Origin of the sequence: Yinghuangia sp. ASG 101, from assembly GCF_021165735.1 — a bacterium.
Lineage (GTDB): Bacteria > Actinomycetota > Actinomycetes > Streptomycetales > Streptomycetaceae > Yinghuangia.
The window spans coordinates 223,189-242,517 of the sequence record NZ_CP088911.1 but is presented as its reverse complement, the minus strand read 5'-3'; the positions used below and the strand labels follow the sequence as shown (position 1 = coordinate 242,517).

The following is a 19,329-nucleotide window of genomic DNA, read 5'->3' as shown; positions in this document are numbered from 1 at the left end:
GACCCTCAGACGGACGTCTCCGCGCCGCCGCCGCCCGGTGCCTTCGCCCAGTGCGGGGGAGCGGCGAGGGCCGCGCGGACGGCCGCGGGGGTCGGACGGCCGACGGATTCGGGGACGTCCTCGACGGCGACGCCGAAGGCCTTGGCCCAGCCCCGCCGCCAGGCCAGCCGCCGCGCGGCGCGGGCCGTCGCGCGGCGCTCGGCGGATCTCTCCCGCCGCGCGACCTCCGCACGGGCCGCGGCGGGATCGGTGATCCACGCCGGGCGCGTGCGCAGCAGCTCCTCGATCTTCTCGATCGCCCAGCGCCCGCTGCGCGGACGCAATCCGGCGACCAACTCCTCGTCGAGACCGAAGAGTTCCGCGACGGACTCGTCGGACAGCCGGGACACGGCGCGCGACGCCTCGTACATGACCGCCTCGGCCCGGGCGCGCTCCAGCTCCCACACGCGCTCCTGCTCGCGCTGCCACAGTGCCGCGACGCGCTCCAGCTCCTGGTCGCCGCGCAGCATCAGCAGCCAGCCCGGCGGCATCGCCGCCAGCTCGTCGAGCTTGGCGCGGGCGATGTAGCCGTGCAGCGCGGGCGTGTGCTCCGCGACGCGCAACGCCGGGACGCCCAGGCGCGACGCGACTTCGTTGGGACGGGCGAGCAACGGCAGCGCGCGCAGCGCGGGACCGGCCGACTCGGCGGCGAGGCGCCCCAACTCGGCCGCGTCCAGGCGTGCTTGCGTGACGACGTCGGCGAGAGCCTGGGCCCGGGGGTCGTCCCGGAACCGGCGCAGCCTGGGTGCGAGGCGCCCGTGCGCGGCGCCGAGCGCGACCGCCCACAGGACCGTCTCGACCGGGTCGCCCACCTCGTCGATGCGCCGCGTGGCGAGCAACTGCCTGGCGTGTTTGGCCCGTTCGCGGTTGTTGGCGCGGGTGACGGCCGCCTGCGCGGCGGCCTGCGAGCGGGCGACGAGGGCCGCCGCCGCCCGCAGTTCGATGTCGGCGACGATGTACGGGACCAGGGCGTCGACGTCGGCGGTGCGGTAGTAGCACACCTCGATGTCGCGCCCGTACCGGCGCAGCCACTGCCGCTCGACCACCGGCAGTTCGGCGTTGCGGGCGACGCGCGTGAACCGCTCGCGGCTGACGTGCAGCCGTGCGGCGGCCTGCCGCGTGCTCAGCGGCTCCTCGCGGTGCAGCGCGTCCATGAAGCGCCGCTGGTCCGCCGCGGCGCGCGCGACGCAGTCCGCGTCGAACGTGCCGTCCTCGTGCTGGTCCAGCAGCCCCGCACGCGCGGCGAGGCGAACCTGCCGGGGGACAAGCCCCAACGCCTGTCCGACCCGGGCAACACCCATACCTCGTCGGGTCACGGCCGGCCCCTTCCCTCGGGTGACACCGATCGGGCCGACGATAGAACGGGCCGGGGGTCACGGGTAGGCGAAGGCAGGAAATCCGCCCGAAAGTGCCAGCCATACACCTCGATTCCGTGATGTCCGAGATGCCCGGACGGTACGACCTTGTAGGGCGGGTCGCGACAAACGGTGCGACGTGGTTGCCTGGATCGCCTGTTCGGCGGTCACACCGCCCGGCGCACGCGGGGGAGCGCGCGGCGCGCGGGGGCGCGGCGCCGCCGTCGCACCCTCGCGGGCCGCCCCGCTCAGCGCCGGTGCTGCCCTGCCGACGGTCCGGACGGCGGGCGGGCGGGGGTGCGGCGAGGAGCGGCGGCGTCCGGAGTCTCGGGCTCGGGCTCCGTTTCCGGCCGCCCCCGCGAACGGCTGTGCGGGCCGCGGGCGTTGCGGGGGCCGTCGGCGGTCGCCGGTCGGTGGCACGCGCTCGGCGCCGGACCGTCCGTGCCGCGGTGACGCGCGGGCCGGACGCCGGCGCGCGCGGCAACACCCGGCAATCGGTTGCCCCGGGAGAGCCGAGTCGACTTCGATGCCTCTTGCCGGGGCGGCGCCGGTATCCCATGATTAACGCGCATTACTTGGCCGCATCACCAGGATCCGATCCACGCGCCGGGCAACCGGAAGAGGGGACCGCCCCATGACGTCCGCGAAAGCCGAAGGCCGGTTTGTCACGCCGTCGTTCGCGCTCGAACCCGACGGAGAAGCCCCGTACTTCCGACGCGAGTTCACCGTCGACACCGCGCCCGAGCGCGCGCTGCTGCACGTGACCGCCCTCGGCATCGTGGAGCCGTACGTCAACGGCGAGCGCGTCGGCGACGAAGTGCTCGCCCCGGGCTGGACCTCGTACCGCCACCGCGTCGTCGTCAGCACCCACGACGTCACCGCGCTGATCACCCCCGGTGCGAACGTGCTCGGCGCGATCGTCGGCGAGGGCTGGGCGGTCGGCCGGATCGGATTCGCGGCGGTCGCCGAGTCCGGCGAGAACGCCGACCGGTTCCACTACGCGGAACGCCCCGCCCTGTTCGCGCGATTGGAACTCACCTACGCCGACCACGTCGATGTCATCGCCACCGATGAATCGTTCCAATGCGCGACCGGGGCCGTCCTCGCCCACAGCCTCTACGACGGCGAGACCTACGACGCCCGGCGCGAACCCGACGGCTGGCACACCCCCGGATTCGACGCCGCCGGCTGGACACCGGCCGTCGTGTACCCCTGGGACCCCGGCACGCTGGTCCCGCGCACCGCCGAACCCATCCGCCGTGTCGAGGAACTGGCCCCCGTCTCCGTGACCACCAGCCCCTCGGGCCGCACGATCGTCGACTTCGGGCAGAACCTCGCGGGCTGGATCCGGCTCACCACCACCGGCGAAGCCGGCCGCACCGTCACCCTGCGCCACGCCGAAATCCTCACCCCCGACGGCGAACTCGACCCCACCTCGCTGCGCACCGCCGCGTGCGTCGACCGCTACACCCTGCGCGGCGGCGGAACCGAGATCTGGGAACCCCGCTTCACCTTCCACGGCTTCCGCTACGCCGAGATCGACGGCCCGTTCGACGAGGTCGCCGCCGTCGTCGTGCACAGCGACATGCCGCGCACCGGATGGCTGGAGACCTCGCACGAACTCGTCGACCGGTTCCACGCCAACGCCGTCTGGTCGATGCGCGGCAACTTCGTCGGCCTGCCCACCGACTGCCCGCAGCGCGACGAACGCATGGGCTGGACCGGCGACATCCACGCCTTCGCGCCCGCCGCCGCGTTCCTGTACGACGTCCGCGGCGTCCTCGGCTCGTGGCTCGACGACCTCGCCGCCGAACAGCGGGAGAAGGGCTCCGTCCCCGTCACCGTGCCGGACGTGCTCGGCGGGCACCTGCTGGTCCCGACCGCGCTGTGGGGCGACGTCGCGGTCGCCCTGCCGTGGATCCTCCACCGGGAATACGGCGACCCGGCCGTCCTCCGCCGCGCCTACCCGTCGATGACCGCCTTCGTGCACGACGTCGAGAAGCGGCTGGACGCCGAGGGCCTGTGGAGCCAGGGCTTCCAGTTCGGCGACTGGCTCGACCCCGACGCCCCCGACGACGACGCCTCCGGCGGCAAGACCGACAAATACCTCGTGGCCTGCGCCTACTTCGCCAAGACCACGCGCATCATGGCCGACACCGCCCGCATCCTCGGCGAGACCGAGGACGCCGCCCACTTCGCGGCCCTGGACACCCGCGTCCGCGAGGCCTTCCGCCGCGAATTCGTCACCCCGGCGGGCCGCGTCGCCGGTGAGAGCGCCACGGCGTACGCCCTCGCGATCGCGTTCGACCTGCTCACCCCCGAGCAGGAGGCCAAGGCCGGAGCGCGCCTCGCCGAGGTCGTGACCCGCGCCAAGTTCGCCATCTCCACGGGCTTCGCCGGCACGCCTCTCGTCCTCCCGGCCCTGTCCAAGACCGGGCACCTGGACGAGGCGTACCGGCTCCTGCTGCGCAAGCGCTGCCCGTCCTTCCTGTATCCGGTCACCCAGGGCGCGACCACGATCTGGGAGCGCTGGGACGCGATCCGGCCCGACGGCACCATGCACCCCGCCGAGATGACATCGTTCAACCACTACGCCCTCGGCTCGGCCGTCGACTGGCTGCACCGCACGGTCGGCGGCCTCACCCCCGAGGAACCCGGCTACCGCCGCATGCGCGTCGCTCCGCGCCCCGGCCCCGGGCTCGACCACGCGGCCCTGCGGCACATCACCGTGCACGGGGAGGTCCGCGTCTCCTGGCGCGTCACGGGCACGCGCATGGACGTCGGCGTCACGATCCCGCCCGGGACGACCGCCACCGTCGTGCTCCCCGCGCACCCCGACGCCGCCGAGGAACACGTCGACGCCGGGACCCACGCGTGGAGCTACGACCTCCCGGACGGCTTCCGGCCGCAGGCGGGGAACACCCTGGACACACCCCTGCCGGTGCTCGTCGGCGACCCCGACGTGTGGCCCGAGGTCGCGGCGGTCTTCGCCGCCCGGCTGCCGCAGGTCCCGATCGCGCACGCCGCGAAAGCCGGGCCCGGCACGACGCTGCGCACCGTCCTGGACCGGTACGACGCCGACGCCGCCACGCGGGACGCCGTGTCCGCGGCCCTCGGCGAGCCGACGCCGGAGACGCGCGACTGACGGGGGTGCCGCAAGCGTTGACAGGCGGTCGGGCCGTCACGCCTGCCGAGGTGCCGGCCTGTGGGACGCCTGCCGTCATGCCTGCCGTTGTGCTGGGCGGTGGGCAGGACCGCGGCCCGGCCGCGGGGAGAGAACGCCCTGCGACGTCGCGTTCTCTCCCCGCTCCCCGCCGCCCCCGGTCAGGTGTCGGAACCCGCCGACGCCCCGTAGTCCTCGCGCCACGGCCCGGCCAGGTGCCCGCCGTCGGCGACGAACTGCGAGCCGGTGCAGTACGAACTCTCGTCCGACGCCAGGAACAACACGAGCGCGGCGATCTCCTCGGGCCGGCCCATCCTCGGGATGGGCTGCCGCCGCACGAGGCGGTCGAGATGGTCCCGGACGGGTGACTCCCTCACCAGTTCCGACGCGATGACGCCAGGGTGCACGGAGTTCACGCGGATCCCCAGCGCCCCGAGTTCGAGCGCGGCGGACCGCGTCATCCCGGTGACGGCGTGCTTCGACGCGACATAGCTCGTCAGCCCGCGGATGCCGACGAGACCGTCGATCGACGAGATGTTGACGATCGATCCGCCGCCGTGCGCCGCCATGGCCTCGGTGACCGCGCGCATGCCCAGGTACACCCCGTGCAGGTTCACGTCGATCACCCGGTGGTGGTCGGCGAGCGGCACCTTGTGCAGCGGCCCGCCCGCCCCGATGCCGGCGTTGTTGACCAGGACGTCCAGCCGTCCGAACCGTGCGAGCGTGGCGTCGACCGCGCGCGTCCACCCGTCGGCGTCCGTCACGTCCAGGTGCAGCGCGACGGCGGTCGGATCGTGCGGCCCCGGCTCCCCGGTGTCCGGCTCCGCGGTGATGTCGGCCGCCACGACCAGCGCGCCTTCGTCCACGAACCGGGCGGCGGTGGCCGCCCCGATGCCGCGCGCCGCCCCGGTGACGAGCGCGACCTTGCCCGCGAGGCGTCCCGTGTTGCTCACGTGTTCCGTCCCTTGGTGTCGGCGCCGCGTGCGTCCATCGCGGGCGCGGAGGTCCCGTACGCGGCGACGAACCGGCCGATCATCTCGACCGCCGCCGCCGATTCGGGGAGGTCGGGGAAGATCCCGGGCCACGCGTGCGGCACGCCCGGCTCGATGTGCGTCGTGTTCGTCACCCCCGCCTCCGTCAGACACGTCGACATCGCGAGCGTGTCGTCGAGCAAGACCTCGTCGGTGCTCGCCAGCAGCAGCGTCGGCGGGAACACCGACAGGTCGGCGAACAGCGGTGACACCAGCGGGTCATCGGGCTGGTGGCCCTGGAGGTACTGGTGCGCGGCCTGCCGCGCGGCGTCGTACGAGAACAGCCGGTCCGTCGAGGCCCGCGACCGGTAGCTCTCCGCCGTGCACCGCAGGTCCAGCCACGCCGAGATGAGCACCACCCCACCGGGCAGCGCGAGCCCCGCGCCCGTGCACGCCACCGTGAGCGCCGCCGCCAGCCCGCCGCCCGCGGAGTCGCCGATCAGCACCGGGGCGTACGCCGACTCGGCGAGGACGCGCTCGTACACCGTCACCGCGTCGTGCAGCGCCGCGGGATACGGGTGCTCGGGGGCCAGCCGGTAGTCGACCGCGACCACGCGCGCCCCGGTGGCGTCCGCCAGCCGCGCCGCGAACGCGGTGAACTGGGCGGCCGACCCCAGCCGGTAGCCGCCGCCGTGGAAGTAGACCAACACGCCGCGCGGGTCCGCCGGTTCGCACACGACGCAGGGCACGTCGCCGTAGCGGACGCCGGCGACCGTGACGCCCGGCACGTCGACCGGCGTGCGGGCCGCCCCGGCCCCCGCGCGGCGCGCGGTCAGGTCGGCCGGCGTCGGCACGGTCGACGGCCGCAGCGGCGGCAGCGTCCCCAGGGCCGGGGAGACATCGCGCGGTGCCATCGTCCCGGCGCTCACGACAACCCCGCGTACGGGTCCATGACCGACACCCCGCCGTCCACGACGACCGTCTGACCGGTCACGAACGACGACAGCTCGCTGCTGAGGAACAGCGCCGCCGACGCGATGTTGAACGGCAAACCGTTGCGCCCCAGCGGCGACAGCGCGGCCGACTTCCCCGAGGGCTTCTTCCGCGCCCCGGCCGCCATCAGGCGGGGAGTGATGATCGAGCCGGGGGCGACCGCGTTCACGCGGATGTTGTGCGGGCCCAACTCCTGCCCGAGTGTCTTGACCCACGAGATGAGGCCGGCCTTCGCGGCACCGTACGCGCCGTGGCGCCGGGACGCGGTGATGCCGTTCACCGAGGCGACGAACACCATCGTGCCGGGCGTGCCGGTGTCGATCATGTGCCGGCCGATGGCGCGGCTCACGAGGTACGCCTGCCGCAGGTTGACGTCGAACTGCCGGTCCCACATGTCCTCGTCGATGTCGAGGGAGTCGATCCACTCGGCCAGGCCGATGATGTCGACGAAGCCGTGCAGCGGGCCGCCGAGCAACGCCGTCGTCTCGCCGACCAGGCGGGCGGCGTCGGAGGACTTGGTCACGTCGCCGACCCACGGCACGCCGCCGACCTCCTCGGCGATCTCGTGGGCGAGCTTGGCGTCGATGTCGACGCACACCACGCGCGCCCCCGACTGGGCGAGCGCGTGGCTGGTCTGGCGGCCCATGCCCTGTCCCGCACCGAGGACGACGAGATTGCGGCCGGTGAGGTCGAGCAGATCGCGGTACTGGGGAACCGGGCTTTGGTCGGTGGAAGTCACGGAAGACGGCCTTTCGTCGGCGAAATCCCTGGAGATGGCTGGGGGTTCGAAAGGGGGCGGCCGGCTCAGACCATGGCCACACCCCCGTTGGCGCGCAGGATCTGCCCGGTGACGAAACGGGACGCGTCGGCGGCGAGGTAGAGCATCGCCCACGCGATGTCGGACGGTTCGCCGATCCGGTTCAGCGGCGCGGTCGCCGCGCGGTCGGCGTACATCTGCCGCTGCCGGGCCTCGTCGACGGTGCCGTCCTCGTTGGTCCAGTAGTGCGCGGTCATGCCGGTCGGCACCCAGCCCGGCGAGACGGTGTTGGCGCGCACGCCGTGCGGCGCGACCTCGGCGGCCAGCGTGCGGGTCAGCATCGCCACCGCCGACTTGCTCATCGCGTAGCACGAGATCCCGGGGGTGGCCGAGTCCATTCCGGCGGACGCGACGTTGATGATCGAGCCGGAGCCCCGCGCCGTCATCGCGCGGGCCGCCGCCGCGCATCCCCAGTAGGTGCCTTTGACGTTGACGGAGAGAATGAGGTCGAGTTCGTCCTCGGACGTGTCGACGATGGGCGCGTACCGGATCACCCCGGCCACGTTGGCCCACACGTCGATCCGGCCGTGCGCGTCCAGTGCCGCTTGGGCCAGGCGGTCGACCGCCGAGCGGTCGGAGACGTCGGTGGGGACGACCGTCGCGGTCCGCCCCTGCTTCCGCACCAGGGCCGCCGTCTCCTCCAGCCCGGCCGCGGAGACGTCGGCCACGACGACGTCGGCGCCCGCCTGCGCGAACGTGACGGCGGCCTGGCGTCCGATGCCGCTCGCCGCGCCGGTGACGACGGCGGCGCGGCCGACGAGTTCGAACGCGTTCTCAAGCTCGGTGTGCATAGGGCTCGTCCTGTCTTCCAGCGAAAAGTTCTTCGCGGTTACGAAAAATCGGGGGAGGTGGGATAAGGTGCCGAGCGGCTCGACCGCGACCCCTGGGGGACCTCATGGCACGACCGGCGCCCGCCGTCGAAAAGGCGCTGAAGATCATCGAACTGCTCGTCGCCCACCGCGACGAGCGCTTCACGATCTCCGATCTCGCCCGGCGCACGGGCAGCAGCCTCGGGTCCGCCCACGCCGTGCTCGCCGTCCTCGAGGAGTCCGGCTACCTCAACCGGCACCCGACGCGGAAGACCTACGGCCTCGGGTCCGCGCTGGTCAGCGCGGGGCTGGCCGCACTCGAACAGCACCCGGCGATCCGCGTCGCCACCGACCGCATCACCGGGCTCGCCGCCGAACTCGACGCGGACGTGGTCGTCACCGCCGCGACGCCGATCGAGATCGTGTTCATCGCCGGCGGCGGCACCGCCTCGCGCTACGGACCGGGCTTCCACGAGGGCGAGCGCGTGCCGCTCGTCCCGCCGCTCGGCCTGGTGTTCATGGCCTGGGCCCACGAGCGCGAGGTCGAGGCGTGGCTCGAACGCGCGCCGGTCGCGCTCGACCGGGAGCGCGTCGCCCTCGCCCTGGCGAGCGTCCGCGACCGCGGCTACGCGCTGGGCCTGGCCTCGGGGATCAGGCGCGCGTTCGACACCCCCGACGCGTCCGACAGCCCCGACGCCGTGCGGCCCTCCGACCCCGACCAGGCCGAGGCGGAGGACCGCAACGCGCTCGCGGGTTCGATCGCGCTGCACGACTACGACCTGCCCGTCATCGAACCCGACCGGACGTACGACCTCGGCATGGCCTCCGCCCCCGTCTTCGACGCCGACCGCCGCGCGCTTGTCGCCATCACGGCCTCCGGTTTCTCACCCGGCCTGACCGGACGCGAGATCACCGCCATCGCCGAGCGGGTCAAGGCGTGCGCGACGGTGGTCACGAAGCAGACGCGGGGCCGGTTCCCGGGCTGACGCCGCGGCGTGCGCCGGGCGGGACGACACGGCGGCGTCATCGACGCGGCTCGGCCGACCCGGCCGCATGCGCGGCACCGTCGCCGTCGGCTCCGGTTCCCCGGGACGCCTCGGCTCCGGGCCCCGCCCCCGTGGCCGCTCCGGTGCCCCGGGCACCCTCCGCCGCGCCGCCCGGGAGAGCCCCGGCGTCCGGGCCGCTCTCCGCCGCGCCGGCGGCATCCGCCGCGGTCCCGGCGTCCCCGGCGTCCCCGGCGTTTCCGGCGGTCTCGGCCGCGCCTTCGGCACTCCCGGCCGCCTCGTCCCCCGCGGCCTCCGCCTGTTCGCGCGCCGCGCGTTCCTGCTCCGCGGCCTGGAGCCGCAGCAGCGAGATCATGTCCACGGCCGTCACGCGTTCCCGAAGAGGGCCTGGTAGTCGACGCGGTGGCCGCGCTTCTCCAGTTCGGGGATGACCTTCGTGCCGAGCAGTTCGAGGCTGCGCATGACCTTCTCGTGCGGCAGCCGGCCGAACTGCGAGTAGCACAGCAGCTGGTCGACGCCCGCCTCCTCGTACTTGATGATCTTCTCCAGGCACTCCTCGGGCGTGCCGATGATGATCATGTCCTGCTCGGTGTACTTCGCGATGTCGATCTCGCCGCGGATGGTCGGCTGGAGCAGCGGGAAGACCTTCTCCTTCTCCTCCGCGGGCAGGTGCGCCAGCTCCCATTCGAGGGTGAACTCGGCGAGGTTCTGGTACCACCACTTCACCGAGTCCCACAGCCCGTAGCGCTCGGCGTCGTCCAGGTCGTCCGTGCAGTGCACGAGCGTGTACGCGCCGACCCGGTCGTTCTTGACCCGCGACAGCGGCTGCACGCAGTCCGCCTGGCCCCGGCGGTAGGTGTCGATCGCCTCGGCCATCTTCTCGACCGGCTGCATCAGCGCGAACGACAGCAGGCCCAGGCCGAGCTTGCCGGCGTTGTACGCCGACTGCGGGCTCGCGGCGGCCAGCCACGCCGGCGGGTGCGGGTCCTGGTGCGGGCGCGGGGTGATGAAGCGCTCCGGGAAGTCGATCGTCTCCGACTTCCACGACATGCGCTCCTTCGACCACGCCTCGATGACGAACTCGAAGGCCTCGCGCCACATGTCGCGGGACCGGTCGTCCGCCGGGACGCCGAAGGCGAGTTGCTCGTTGGGCGTCGACCGCCCCGAGCCCCACTCCACCCGGCCGCCGCTCAGCAGGTCGACGGTCGCGACCTTCTCCGCGACCCGGACCGGGTGCTGGAAGCCCGACGGCAGCAGCACCACGCCGAAGCCGAGCCGGATCTGCTCGGTGACCTGGGACAGCGCGCCGAGGATCGTCTCGTTGCAGGGCGCCGCCGAACGGCCCTCGCGGAAGTGGTGCTCGACGCACCAGACGGTCTGGAAGCCGAGCTTGTCGGCGAGCTTGATCTCCTCGAAGGCCTCGGCGTACGTCTGCTGCTCCGCCCGGCGCTGGCCGATGGGGAACGGCTCGTCGTACGGGCCGATCTTGGGCTGGAACTCGTAGAGCAGGTCAAGCTTCACGGTGGTCCTTTCGGCGAGGTACGTGGCGCGTTGTTTCGCAATAACGAAGGATTCTTTCGTATGTAGTAAGAATGAGGCTCGATGCATGTGCCTGTCAAGGGTCCGGAAAGTTGGCCTCCGGCCGCCGCCGCGCGCTTTCCGCCGCGGCGCCCGCGCCCGTCCGCCGCACACCCGCGCACACACGCCGAAGCGGCCCGGAACGAAAGTCGTTCCGGGCCGCTTCGGCGGCTGTTCTCCGGGGGTCCCTCGCGGACACGTGCGTCCGTCGCCTGTGGTGCGAGGGCTCCTCCGGTCAGAACCTGCGGGCTCGGGTCTTGCCCCTCGCCCTCATCGCCATGGAAAGCGCCAGGGCGCACACCACCGCGACCGCGCCGGTCACCACGTTGCTGGTGATACTGCGCGTGTTGTGGAAGTGGCCGGAGATCGCCCAGGGCGCGACGATCGTCCAGATGCCGATCGCCGCGGCGGCCCACGCCCGCGCGTGCGAGCGCTCGTACGCGTTCCCCGCGGCTCCGCCCACCAGCAGCACGAGTGCCGCTCCGGTGATGAGGTTGCTGATCGCCAGCCCGGTGAAGCCGTTGAATCCCACGATCCACGGCGACGCCGCGAGGTACACGCCGGTGATCATCGCAAGGGCCTCCAGCCCCTGCACGATGGGAGTGGCAGCCGCGCGGTCGTATCGGTCACGCAGCTCCACCAGATCAGGATGATGCTCGATCGGTTGGGTGGTAGCCATCGGTCCTCCAAGTCGTGAGGTCCCCCGTTGGTCGCTACCCGTCAAAATCCCAATGAACATGACTAAACGGGAAAACCGCCGCCGATTCGTACGCCTCAGGCCGCGAGCACGATCGCCATCGCGATCAGCATCGCCGCGACGGCGATCCCGGTCACCGCGATCACGGCCACGCCGACGACACCCCAACCGCGCGACGGATTGGGCCGCTCCTCGGTCCTGCCCCCGGCGACGCCCATCCGGTCGGGGTGGCCGATCGACGCGAACTCCGGCGAATGCAGCCGGTGCAACTCCTCCACGCCGTGCGCGCGGGGGTCATCCTGCGGATACGGAAACGGTCCGGACATGGCACACCTCGCGGAACCAGCCGCCACCCCGGCCCGAATCCGGGCCGGGACCGGCTGCGTCGGTCGCCCCCCGCCGTCGCCTCCGCGCTACCCGCGCAGCCCACGACGACACGGGCGGGCGGACCCGAACCGACCGCGACCGACGGGCGCCACGGCGGTTCGCGGGTACGCGGCACGCCGCGACGCACGCGACCGACCGAGACTCCGCCCGGGGCCGGGCGGGCCGTGCGGCAGGACCGGGCGCACGCGACCGCGGCGGCTCGCGGCGTGCGCCACGACGCGACGCACGCGAGCGGGCCGCGGCCGTCGAGACCGCGCCGGCACCCGGGGCCACACGGTTCCGCCCGCACGCCCGTGCCCTGTGGGGGAGCCGCCTGCCGGGTGCCATCATGGTCACTCATGGCGCGGCCCCCGCGATGTCGGCCGCGCATGGCTCCCGGACCGGTGCGGAGGGCGGTGAACACCCCGTGGACCTGCGGCAGTTGAGGGCGCTCGTCACCGTCGCCGAGGTGGGCAGCGTCACGCGGGCCGCCGAGGTCCTGCGTGTGATGCAGCCCACCGTCACGCGGCAGATCCGCATCCTCGAGCAGCAATTCGGGGCCACGCTCTTCGAACGGACCCGCCAGGGCATGCGGCCCACCGAAGCCGGACTCATCGTCGTCGAGCGCGCCCGCCGCGCGCTGCACCAACTGGAACGGGCGCGCGCGGAGATCCAGCCCGTTCCCGACGCGCCGCGCGGCGGCGTCACCGTCGGCCTGCTCGACAGCACTGGCGACCTGGTGGCCGAGCCCCTGGTGGCCGCCATCGCCCGCGACCACCCCGGAATCCGGCTCCACGTCGTCACCGCCGCCTCGCAGCACCTCCAACGCGGGCTCGACGACGGCGGCATCGACGTGACGCTGCTCTCCGACCTGCGGACCACGCAGACGCTCCACGTACACCGCCTGGTCCGCGAGAACCTGTGGGCCGTGGCCCCCGCCTCGGCGGAGTTGAATCCCGCGCAGTCCGTACCGCTCGCGACCGCCGCGCGGCAGCCGCTCATCCTACCGTCGACCGGACACGCCCTGCGCACCCTCGTCGACGAGGCCGCCGCGCGGGCCGACGTACGACCGGCCATCGCCGTCGAGACCAACTCCCCGCACGTACAACGCCAACTCGTGCTCGCCGGGCACGGCTGGACCGTCCTGCCCGGCGTCGCGGTCGCCGACGACGTCGCGCGCGGCGTGCTCAGCGCGGCACCGCTGTGCGACCCCGACGTCCGGCGCACGGTCGTCCTGGCCACGCCGCGCGGCACCCGCAGCCCGCAGGCCGTGCGACTCGTCGCCCGGGAGCTGATCCGTCACGTCAACCACGCCGTCGAGCACGGGCGTTGGCCGTCCGCGACGCTGTACCGCCCCGGCGTGCCGATGCCGGAAACCGCCCCGGCGGTGGGCGCGGCGTCGCCGTCGGGCCCGGTCTGAACCGCCCCGAGGTGCCGCATGCCCCCGGGTCTACGGAACTCGCATACACATCGCGTATGTGCGTATCGACAGTTGGTATTTTCCCGCGCCCGCGCGTGGGCACATGATGAGGGCTGCACACACGGCAAACACCAAAGGGGTGGACGTGACCGACGCCGAACTGTCCTGCGGGCTCCCTCCGGGGCCGGACTTCGCCGACCTCGCCGTGCTGGCCGAGGAACTGGGCTACGCCCGCGTGTGGATCTACGACTCGGCGCCTCTGTGGGAGGACCCCTTCGTCCACCTCGCGCTCGCCGCGCGGCGCACGAGCCGGATCGGGCTCGCCACCGCCGTGCTGATCCCGGACCAGCGGTCCGTGATGGCCATGGCCTCGGGCATCGCCACCATCGCCCGCATATCCGACGGCCGCTTCCGGGCCTGCTTCGGCACCGGCTTCACCGCACGCCTGACGGTCGGTCAGGCGCCGATGACCCTCAAGGCGCTCGCCGACTACGTGACCGCGCTGCGCGGACTCCTCGCCGGAGAAACGGCGTTCGCGGACGGCCGAGCCGTGCGGATGCTGCACGCGCCCGGCCTGACCGCGCCGCGACCCGTCGACGTCCCGCTGTGGCTCAGCGTCTTCGGCCCGCGCGGCGCCGAACTCGCGGGGCGCGTCGCCGACGGCATCATCGGGCCCCCGCACCCCGAACTCCCGTCCGCCATGCTCGTGTCCGGCACGGTCCTGGACGCCGGGGAGGAACCCGACTCCGCCCGCGTCCACGAGGCCATCGGGCCGTGGCGGGTCGTCGACTGGCACAACGCGTACGCCCAGCGCGGCGCCGACGCCGTCGACGCGCTTCCCGGCGGACGGGCGTGGCGGGAGACGGTCGAAGCACTCGCGCCGGCCGAGGAACGCCACCTGCTGCCGTACGAGGGCCACGTCACCCACCTCACCGACCGCGACCGCGCGCTCCTCGCACACATCGACGTCAAGACGATGGTCGGCGACACCGACCGCGTGGCCCGCCAACTCTCCCGCTTCGCCGCGGCCGGCTTCAGCGAACTCATCTACACCCCGAGCGGCCCCGACATCGCCCGCGAACTCCGCACGTTCGCGGCGGCCCGCCCGACGGGCTGAGCCGACGCCGCCGTGCGTGCGCGGTGCGCGAGCTGTGACATACGCGCTGTATGCCGACGGACCCGGGGGAGTGGGCGCGGCTGCCGTGCGTGAGCTACCCGACCGATGACCGGCGATCCGTCGGGCGGGGGCGCAACCGGACGCGGGGGCGGCGGCCGGGCGCGCGGGGCGTGTCACAGGAGGCCGCGCCGGGCTCGCGACGCGCGCGGATGTCAGGCCGTCGCGAGGCGGGGGGCACGACGCCCAGGTCCGGCCGGCGCGGCGCGCGATGTCATGGCGGGCGGTGCCGGGCTCGGAACGTGTGTGGGTGTCAGGCCGTCGCGAGGCGGCGGGCCAGGGCGATCAGGTCCGGCAGGCGCAGGGGGCGGTGGTCGAAGCCGGGAAGGGGCACGTGCAGCGGGGCCGTCCAGCGGGGTGGGATCGCGGCGAAGCCGTAGCGGGCGCCGGCGAGGCCGCCGGTCACCGCCGCGACCGTGTCGGTGTCACCGCCGAGGTCGATCGCCGCGCGGACGGCCTCCGGGTAGCCGCCGGTCGTGCGCAGCGCCCACACCGCCGAGCCCAGGCAGGGCCACACGGCGCCGTTGAACTCGGTGGCCCGGTCGGGGTGCCAGTCGTCCGCGAGGACCACCGCGTACCGGTCCCGGTGATCGGGGTGGACGAGTTCGAGGACCTCGGGGAGCGCGGCGAGTGGGTCGGCGCCGTGCAGGGCGACGCGTACGAGCTCGTGGAAGACCGCGGTGCCCTCCCACGCCGCGGGGTCGCCGTGCGTGAGGGCGGCGATGCGGCGGGCCGCGTCCATCGTGGCGTGCCGCCCGTCGCGGGCGAACCGGACCGCGGCCGTCGACGCGCGCATCAGTGAGCCGTTGCCCGCCGCCCACATGTTCGTCCGGAAGTGCTCCGCCGCCGCCGCGTCCCACGGCAGGCCGCTGCCGAGCACGGTCTCGGTCTGCACGCCGATGTCCTTGGGGTCGGCGCGGGCCCACCGCCGGAACCGGTCGAAGATGTCGGACGCGTCCAACTCACCGCGCTCCACGAGGGATTCGCCGACGAGCACGGCCATCTGCGTGTCGTCCGTCGCCTCGCCCGGGTCCCAACCACCGCCACCGCACATCTCGTCGGCGTCGGCACCGCGCGACGCCGCGCGCTCGGGGAACCGCGCCGAAAACGCACCCGCCGGGCCGAATTCGAACGGCCCACCGAGCGCGTCCCCGACCGCCGCCCCCACGACCGCCCCGACCGCCCGCTGCTCCCACGTCGCCACCCGGCCAGGCTACCGAGGGCACGGAAGGCGCCACCCGGCCGGTCACCGTCCCGCCGACAAAGCCGACCCCGCGAACACCCCCACACGTGCGCTCATCTCCCGAGCGCGAGCGCCCCCGCACACCACTCCGCGCTTGTCGGTGATCACCACTAGGTTCACTGACGTCCCGCCATTCGGCGAGGAAAACCCTTGGGCGCAAAAGGAGATGATGTGTCGTCAGCGTGGGAGGAGTCGAGTGCGGCGCGGGTGGTCCCGCCCGCCCGGCCGCGCAAACTCGCCAAGGTCCCGTTCGTCGAACTGGCCGACGGGCGCGTGCAAGGCGTCGTGTCCAGCGGCTCCGACGCCGCACGCGTGTACGTGTCGTCGGTCGCGGCCAAGAGCTTCGCGTTCGCGTGCAGCACCAACAACAACCGGCCCTGCGGTGGCGCGCGCTACGGGTTCTGCAACCACATTGGCGCCATGATCGCCGAGGCGGTGTTGCAGTACGGCCCCGAGCGCGTCGCCCGGTACCTCCGCGTCGAGACCGGCGGGGAGCCGACCGGCTTCGACATCGCCCATGCGATGACCGGCAGCGACCCCCGTCCGGCGAGCGACAAACCCGCCGCCGCCGTCTTCAGCCGGTTCCTGCGGCACCTCGCCTACCTCGAACTCGCGCCCAGCACCGCCCCGTTGCCCGAGATGCAGTGGTTCCCGCCGACCCGGGCGGCGGCGTGATGCGCGTCGACCTGCTCACCGATCCCGTCTACGGCGTCGACGAAGCCCTCACGGCCGCCGGAGCGCTCGACCGCGTGCTCGGGCACGGCCTGCTCCGCCCGCGGCCCGCGCAGGCCGCCGATCTCGCGGTCCTGGCCGCCGCCGTCGCCGGGACACCGCTCGCCTCGCGCGTCGCCGAAGCCGCCGACAAGGCGTCCGCCGGGGCCGCCGGCGAGGACCACTTCGTCGCGCTCGCCGCCGCCCGCGCCGCGCTGCTCGGCGCCGTCCACGACGCGCTCCTCGCCCGCGCCGACGAGGCCACCGGCCGCGTACGCGCCGACACGGGCACCCCGGCGACCGGGGCGACGCCGTCCCCGAACCTCCTCGCGGCGGCCCGCTCGTGGCTCGGCGACATGGCCCGCGCCGGATGGCAGGGCCTGGACCACGAACCCGTCGCCGGGGCGGCCCAGATCGTCTCCGCGATGCTGCCCGACCCCACCCTGCGCCGCCTCGCGACCCTGCTGGACGGCTTCGCCGCCGAACTCGCCGCGTCGTGCCCCGGCACGACCCTCGAACGGGTGCCCGCGCGCCGCTGGGCCGACCTGTGGACGCGGGCGATGCTGCTCACCGAGCCCGGCGCGTCGGCCGCGCCCGCCCCGCCCGACACCGCGACCGGACGCCTGCTGCCGCTGGGCATCGACCTCCACGAACACGCCACCGCCGCCTCGGCGCAGGTCCACGCGGTGTTCGAGCCCGCCGACGGCACCACGCCGCGCCTCGTCCGCGCGGGAGTGTCCGTACCGAAGCCCGACACCGTCGTCGGTGCCGGCGTCTGGCAACTGCTGCGCCCGCACATGGCGCTCCTCGCCGCCGTCGGCGAAGGCCGCGCGATGGACCTGGACGCCATGCCGATCACCACCGAAGGCGACCTGATCTGGGACGACGGGTACGCCCGCGCGGGTGAGCCCGCCGACGCGTTCACCACGGCCCGCGTCGCCCTGGCCGGTGCCGCCGCGTCGGCGACCGCACCGCTGGACCGGCATCCGACGCGCATCGCCGAGCCGGTGTTCCTGGAGGGATACACCGTCGAACCCGGCGACGACGCCACCACGTTCACGCTCGCGGGACACGCCGTCCGCGTCGACGTCGACCGCATCCCGGCGGCCGGCCCGCTCACCCCCGAGGCCGTCGCCGCGTCGCGCGCGTGCATCGGCCTTCTGCGCTGGGACGCCGGGACGTTCAGCGTCCAGCCGCTGGCGGTGGAGACGCTCGTCCGCAAGAAGGCCGTGACGGTGCACGCCGGCGCCTGGGCGGGCGGCGCGACCGACAAACTCGGCGTCAAGGCCGAGAAGGCCGCCACCGACGCCGTGAAGGTCCTGCGCGAACGCGCCGGAAAACTGCTGCGGGGGCACGGCCGATGACCGACCCGACCACCGGGGTGGACGCCGACGAGAACCGCCGGCAGGTGCTGTATTGGCGGCTCCTCGCCCGCCTGTTCGACCACGAGGAGCAGGCGTCGCTCGAATCGGTGAGCCTCGCCGTCGTCGAGGACATCGGCCTGCCGCCCGCCCTGCTCGACCCGCAGGCCTCCGTCGACTCCGTCGTGCAGCGCCACCCCGACCTGGCCGCCGAGTTCGACGGCCTCCTGACCCCGGGACCGGACGCGGACAACCCCGTCGACCCCGCCGACACCGCCGACGGCTCCGACGCCGATACGCCGCCCGACACCGACCCGACGACCGCGGCGGACACGGGCACGCACACGGATCCGGAGACCCACTCCGGCACGTCCGCGGACGCGCCGGCCACCGACGCCGACGCGCCCGCCGTCCGGGGCCGCGACCGCGCCGCCGAAGTACGCCGCGCCGCACTCGTCTCCAAAGTGCTCCTCAACGTCTACGCGACCCCACCCGGTGCGGTCAGCGCGGAACACCTCGGGCGCTGGCAGTCCGACGCGGGATGGCTGGAGCGCGCGCTCGGCTGCCGGCCCGGCGAGCTGCGCGGCGGACGCGCCGGAGCCGGCGGGGGAGCACGCGGGACGAGCGGCGGCCTGCCCGCGCAGGGCGGCGGCACCGGAACGGGCGGTGGACGCACCCCGGACCTGACCAGCCTCATCCCGGCCATCGGCCCCGAACTCGCGTCCATCGAAGCCGAGTTGGTCAAGCGCATGCGACTGCGCGAGGTCCTGGCCGACCCCAGGCTCGCGGCGCGCCTGACCCCCAGCATGTCGCTCATCGAGCAACTGCTGCGCGACAAGCACAACCTGTCCGGCATCGCGCTGGCCAACGCCAAGTCCCTGATCCGGCGCTTCGTCGACGAGGTCGCCGAGGTGCTGCGCACCCAGGTCGCGCAATCCACCGTCGGCACCCTCGACCGCTCCGTCCCACCGAAACGCGTCTTCCGCAACCTCGACATCGACCGCACGATCTGGAAGAACCTCACCAACTGGGACCCCGAGGAAGAGCGGCTCTACGTCGACCGCCTCTTCTACCGGCACACCGTCCGCAAGACCACGCCCACGCGCCTGATCGTCGTGGTCGACCAATCCGGGTCGATGGTCGACTCGATGGTGAACTGCACCATCCTGGCGTCGATCTTCGCCGGGCTCCCCAAGGTGGACGTGCACCTGATCGCGTACGACACCCGCGCACTCGACCTCACCCCCTGGGTGCACGACCCGTTCGAGACGCTGCTGCGCACCAACCTCGGGGGCGGCAACGACGGGCCCGTGGCGATGGCCATGGCCCAACCGAAGATCACCGACCCGGCCGACACCGTGATGGTGTGGATCTCCGACTTCTACGAATTCGACCGCTCCCAGCCGTTGTTCGAGGGCATCGAGGCGGTCCACCGCTCCGGCGTGAAGTTCATCCCGGTCGGCTCGGTCACCAGCTCCGGCCGCCAGGAGGTCAACCCGTGGTTCCGGGAGCGCTTCAAGGCGCTCGGCACCCCGGTGATCTCCGGCCACATCCGCAAACTCGTCCGGGAACTCAAGACGTTCCTCGCCTGACGTCCCGCCCGTACCGCGAAGCCCCACCCTCCACGA

General features: G+C 73.6%; 17 protein-coding genes. 7 read left to right on the top strand and 10 right to left on the bottom strand.

Annotated elements, in window-relative coordinates:
- Positions 1 to 5 precede the first annotated feature (5 nt).
- Positions 6 to 1,355: a hypothetical protein gene (locus LO772_RS01115; protein WP_231776398.1), complete on the bottom strand. Its 1,350-nt coding sequence runs from the start codon at positions 1,353 to 1,355 to the stop codon at positions 6 to 8.
- Between the two features lie 673 nt (positions 1,356 to 2,028).
- Between LO772_RS01115 and LO772_RS01110 the strand changes: the two genes are divergently transcribed.
- Positions 2,029 to 4,539 carry an alpha-L-rhamnosidase gene (locus LO772_RS01110; RefSeq protein ID WP_231776397.1) on the top strand — a complete coding sequence of 837 codons (2,511 nt, stop codon included), beginning with the start codon at positions 2,029 to 2,031 and terminating at the stop codon, positions 4,537 to 4,539.
- Positions 4,540 to 4,718: 179 nt separating this feature from the next.
- On the opposite strand, the gene LO772_RS01105 is transcribed toward LO772_RS01110, so the two are convergent.
- The 4 genes from LO772_RS01105 to LO772_RS01090 all read right to left on the bottom strand — a co-directional run bounded on the left by LO772_RS01105 (position 4,719) and on the right by LO772_RS01090 (position 8,129).
- Positions 4,719 to 5,510 (bottom strand): SDR family NAD(P)-dependent oxidoreductase, encoded by a 792-nt coding sequence (locus LO772_RS01105; RefSeq protein WP_231776396.1) that lies wholly within the window; start codon positions 5,508 to 5,510, stop codon positions 4,719 to 4,721.
- Entirely contained in the window at positions 5,507 to 6,457 is a 951-nt protein-coding gene (locus LO772_RS01100; RefSeq protein ID WP_231776395.1) for an alpha/beta hydrolase, read from the bottom strand. The genes LO772_RS01105 and LO772_RS01100 overlap by 4 nt, the downstream gene beginning before the upstream one ends.
- The gene (locus LO772_RS01095) at positions 6,454 to 7,260 is read right to left on the bottom strand and encodes an SDR family NAD(P)-dependent oxidoreductase (RefSeq protein WP_231776394.1); all 807 of its coding nucleotides are present in this window, start codon (positions 7,258 to 7,260) and stop codon (positions 6,454 to 6,456) included. The genes LO772_RS01100 and LO772_RS01095 overlap by 4 nt, the downstream gene beginning before the upstream one ends.
- 65 nt (positions 7,261 to 7,325) lie before the next feature.
- The gene (locus LO772_RS01090) at positions 7,326 to 8,129 is read right to left on the bottom strand and encodes an SDR family NAD(P)-dependent oxidoreductase (RefSeq protein ID WP_231776393.1); all 804 of its coding nucleotides are present in this window, start codon (positions 8,127 to 8,129) and stop codon (positions 7,326 to 7,328) included.
- 104 nt (positions 8,130 to 8,233) lie between these two features.
- On the opposite strand from LO772_RS01090, the gene LO772_RS01085 reads away from it, so the two are divergent.
- Positions 8,234 to 9,133 carry an IclR family transcriptional regulator gene (locus LO772_RS01085; protein WP_231776392.1) on the top strand — a complete coding sequence of 300 codons (900 nt, stop codon included), beginning with the start codon at positions 8,234 to 8,236 and terminating at the stop codon, positions 9,131 to 9,133.
- 37 nt (positions 9,134 to 9,170) lie between these two features.
- On the opposite strand, the gene LO772_RS01080 is transcribed toward LO772_RS01085, so the two are convergent.
- From LO772_RS01080 to LO772_RS01065, 4 genes are all read right to left on the bottom strand, one after another.
- Positions 9,171 to 9,521, bottom strand: coding sequence for a hypothetical protein (locus LO772_RS01080; RefSeq protein ID WP_231776391.1), 351 nt, complete (start codon positions 9,519 to 9,521; stop codon positions 9,171 to 9,173).
- Positions 9,518 to 10,672 (bottom strand): LLM class flavin-dependent oxidoreductase, encoded by a 1,155-nt coding sequence (locus LO772_RS01075; protein WP_231776390.1) that lies wholly within the window; start codon positions 10,670 to 10,672, stop codon positions 9,518 to 9,520. Before LO772_RS01075 ends, LO772_RS01080 begins: the two co-directional genes overlap by 4 nt.
- Before the next feature lie 292 nt (positions 10,673 to 10,964).
- Positions 10,965 to 11,408 carry an SPW repeat protein gene (locus LO772_RS01070; protein WP_231776389.1) on the bottom strand — a complete coding sequence of 148 codons (444 nt, stop codon included), beginning with the start codon at positions 11,406 to 11,408 and terminating at the stop codon, positions 10,965 to 10,967.
- Between the two features lie 95 nt (positions 11,409 to 11,503).
- Positions 11,504 to 11,752, bottom strand: a complete 249-nt coding sequence (locus LO772_RS01065; RefSeq protein WP_231776388.1) for a DUF6480 family protein — start codon at positions 11,750 to 11,752, stop codon at positions 11,504 to 11,506.
- 389 nt (positions 11,753 to 12,141) lie between these two features.
- Between LO772_RS01065 and LO772_RS01060 the strand changes: the two genes are divergently transcribed.
- Together LO772_RS01060 and LO772_RS01055 are read left to right on the top strand one after the other, a co-directional pair.
- Positions 12,142 to 13,212, top strand: a complete 1,071-nt coding sequence (locus LO772_RS01060; RefSeq protein WP_231776387.1) for a LysR family transcriptional regulator — start codon at positions 12,142 to 12,144, stop codon at positions 13,210 to 13,212.
- A gap of 145 nt (positions 13,213 to 13,357) precedes the next feature.
- Positions 13,358 to 14,329: an LLM class flavin-dependent oxidoreductase gene (locus LO772_RS01055; protein ID WP_231776386.1), complete on the top strand. Its 972-nt coding sequence runs from the start codon at positions 13,358 to 13,360 to the stop codon at positions 14,327 to 14,329.
- A gap of 310 nt (positions 14,330 to 14,639) precedes the next feature.
- Here the strand turns inward: LO772_RS01055 and LO772_RS01050 are convergent, their stop codons facing one another.
- Entirely contained in the window at positions 14,640 to 15,590 is a 951-nt protein-coding gene (locus LO772_RS01050) for an ADP-ribosylglycohydrolase family protein (protein WP_231776385.1), read from the bottom strand.
- A gap of 210 nt (positions 15,591 to 15,800) precedes the next feature.
- Here LO772_RS01050 and LO772_RS01045 point away from each other — a divergent pair, with 210 nt between their 5' ends.
- Genes LO772_RS01045 through LO772_RS01035 form a run of 3 tightly spaced genes read left to right on the top strand, consistent with a single transcriptional unit; the run spans position 15,801 to position 19,293 of the window.
- The gene (locus tag LO772_RS01045; protein WP_231776384.1) at positions 15,801 to 16,304 is read left to right on the top strand and encodes a hypothetical protein; all 504 of its coding nucleotides are present in this window, start codon (positions 15,801 to 15,803) and stop codon (positions 16,302 to 16,304) included.
- Positions 16,274 to 17,704: a hypothetical protein gene (locus tag LO772_RS01040; protein WP_231776383.1), complete on the top strand. Its 1,431-nt coding sequence runs from the start codon at positions 16,274 to 16,276 to the stop codon at positions 17,702 to 17,704. Before LO772_RS01045 ends, LO772_RS01040 begins: the two co-directional genes overlap by 31 nt.
- Positions 17,701 to 19,293: a VWA domain-containing protein gene (locus LO772_RS01035; protein WP_231776382.1), complete on the top strand. Its 1,593-nt coding sequence runs from the start codon at positions 17,701 to 17,703 to the stop codon at positions 19,291 to 19,293. The genes LO772_RS01040 and LO772_RS01035 overlap by 4 nt, the downstream gene beginning before the upstream one ends.
- Positions 19,294 to 19,329 lie beyond the last annotated feature (36 nt).

Coding starts and splice junctions, on each gene's coding strand:
- LO772_RS01110 (WP_231776397.1), top strand. CDS start 2,029: ATGACGTCCGCGAAAGCCGAAGGCCGGTTTGTCACGCCGTCGTTCGCG.
- LO772_RS01090 (WP_231776393.1), bottom strand. CDS start 8,129: ATGCACACCGAGCTTGAGAACGCGTTCGAACTCGTCGGCCGCGCCGCC.
- LO772_RS01085 (WP_231776392.1), top strand. CDS start 8,234: ATGGCACGACCGGCGCCCGCCGTCGAAAAGGCGCTGAAGATCATCGAA.
- LO772_RS01070 (WP_231776389.1), bottom strand. CDS start 11,408: ATGGCTACCACCCAACCGATCGAGCATCATCCTGATCTGGTGGAGCTG.
- LO772_RS01065 (WP_231776388.1), bottom strand. CDS start 11,752: ATGTCCGGACCGTTTCCGTATCCGCAGGATGACCCCCGCGCGCACGGC.
- LO772_RS01060 (WP_231776387.1), top strand. CDS start 12,142: ATGGTCACTCATGGCGCGGCCCCCGCGATGTCGGCCGCGCATGGCTCC.
- LO772_RS01035 (WP_231776382.1), top strand. CDS start 17,701: ATGACCGACCCGACCACCGGGGTGGACGCCGACGAGAACCGCCGGCAG.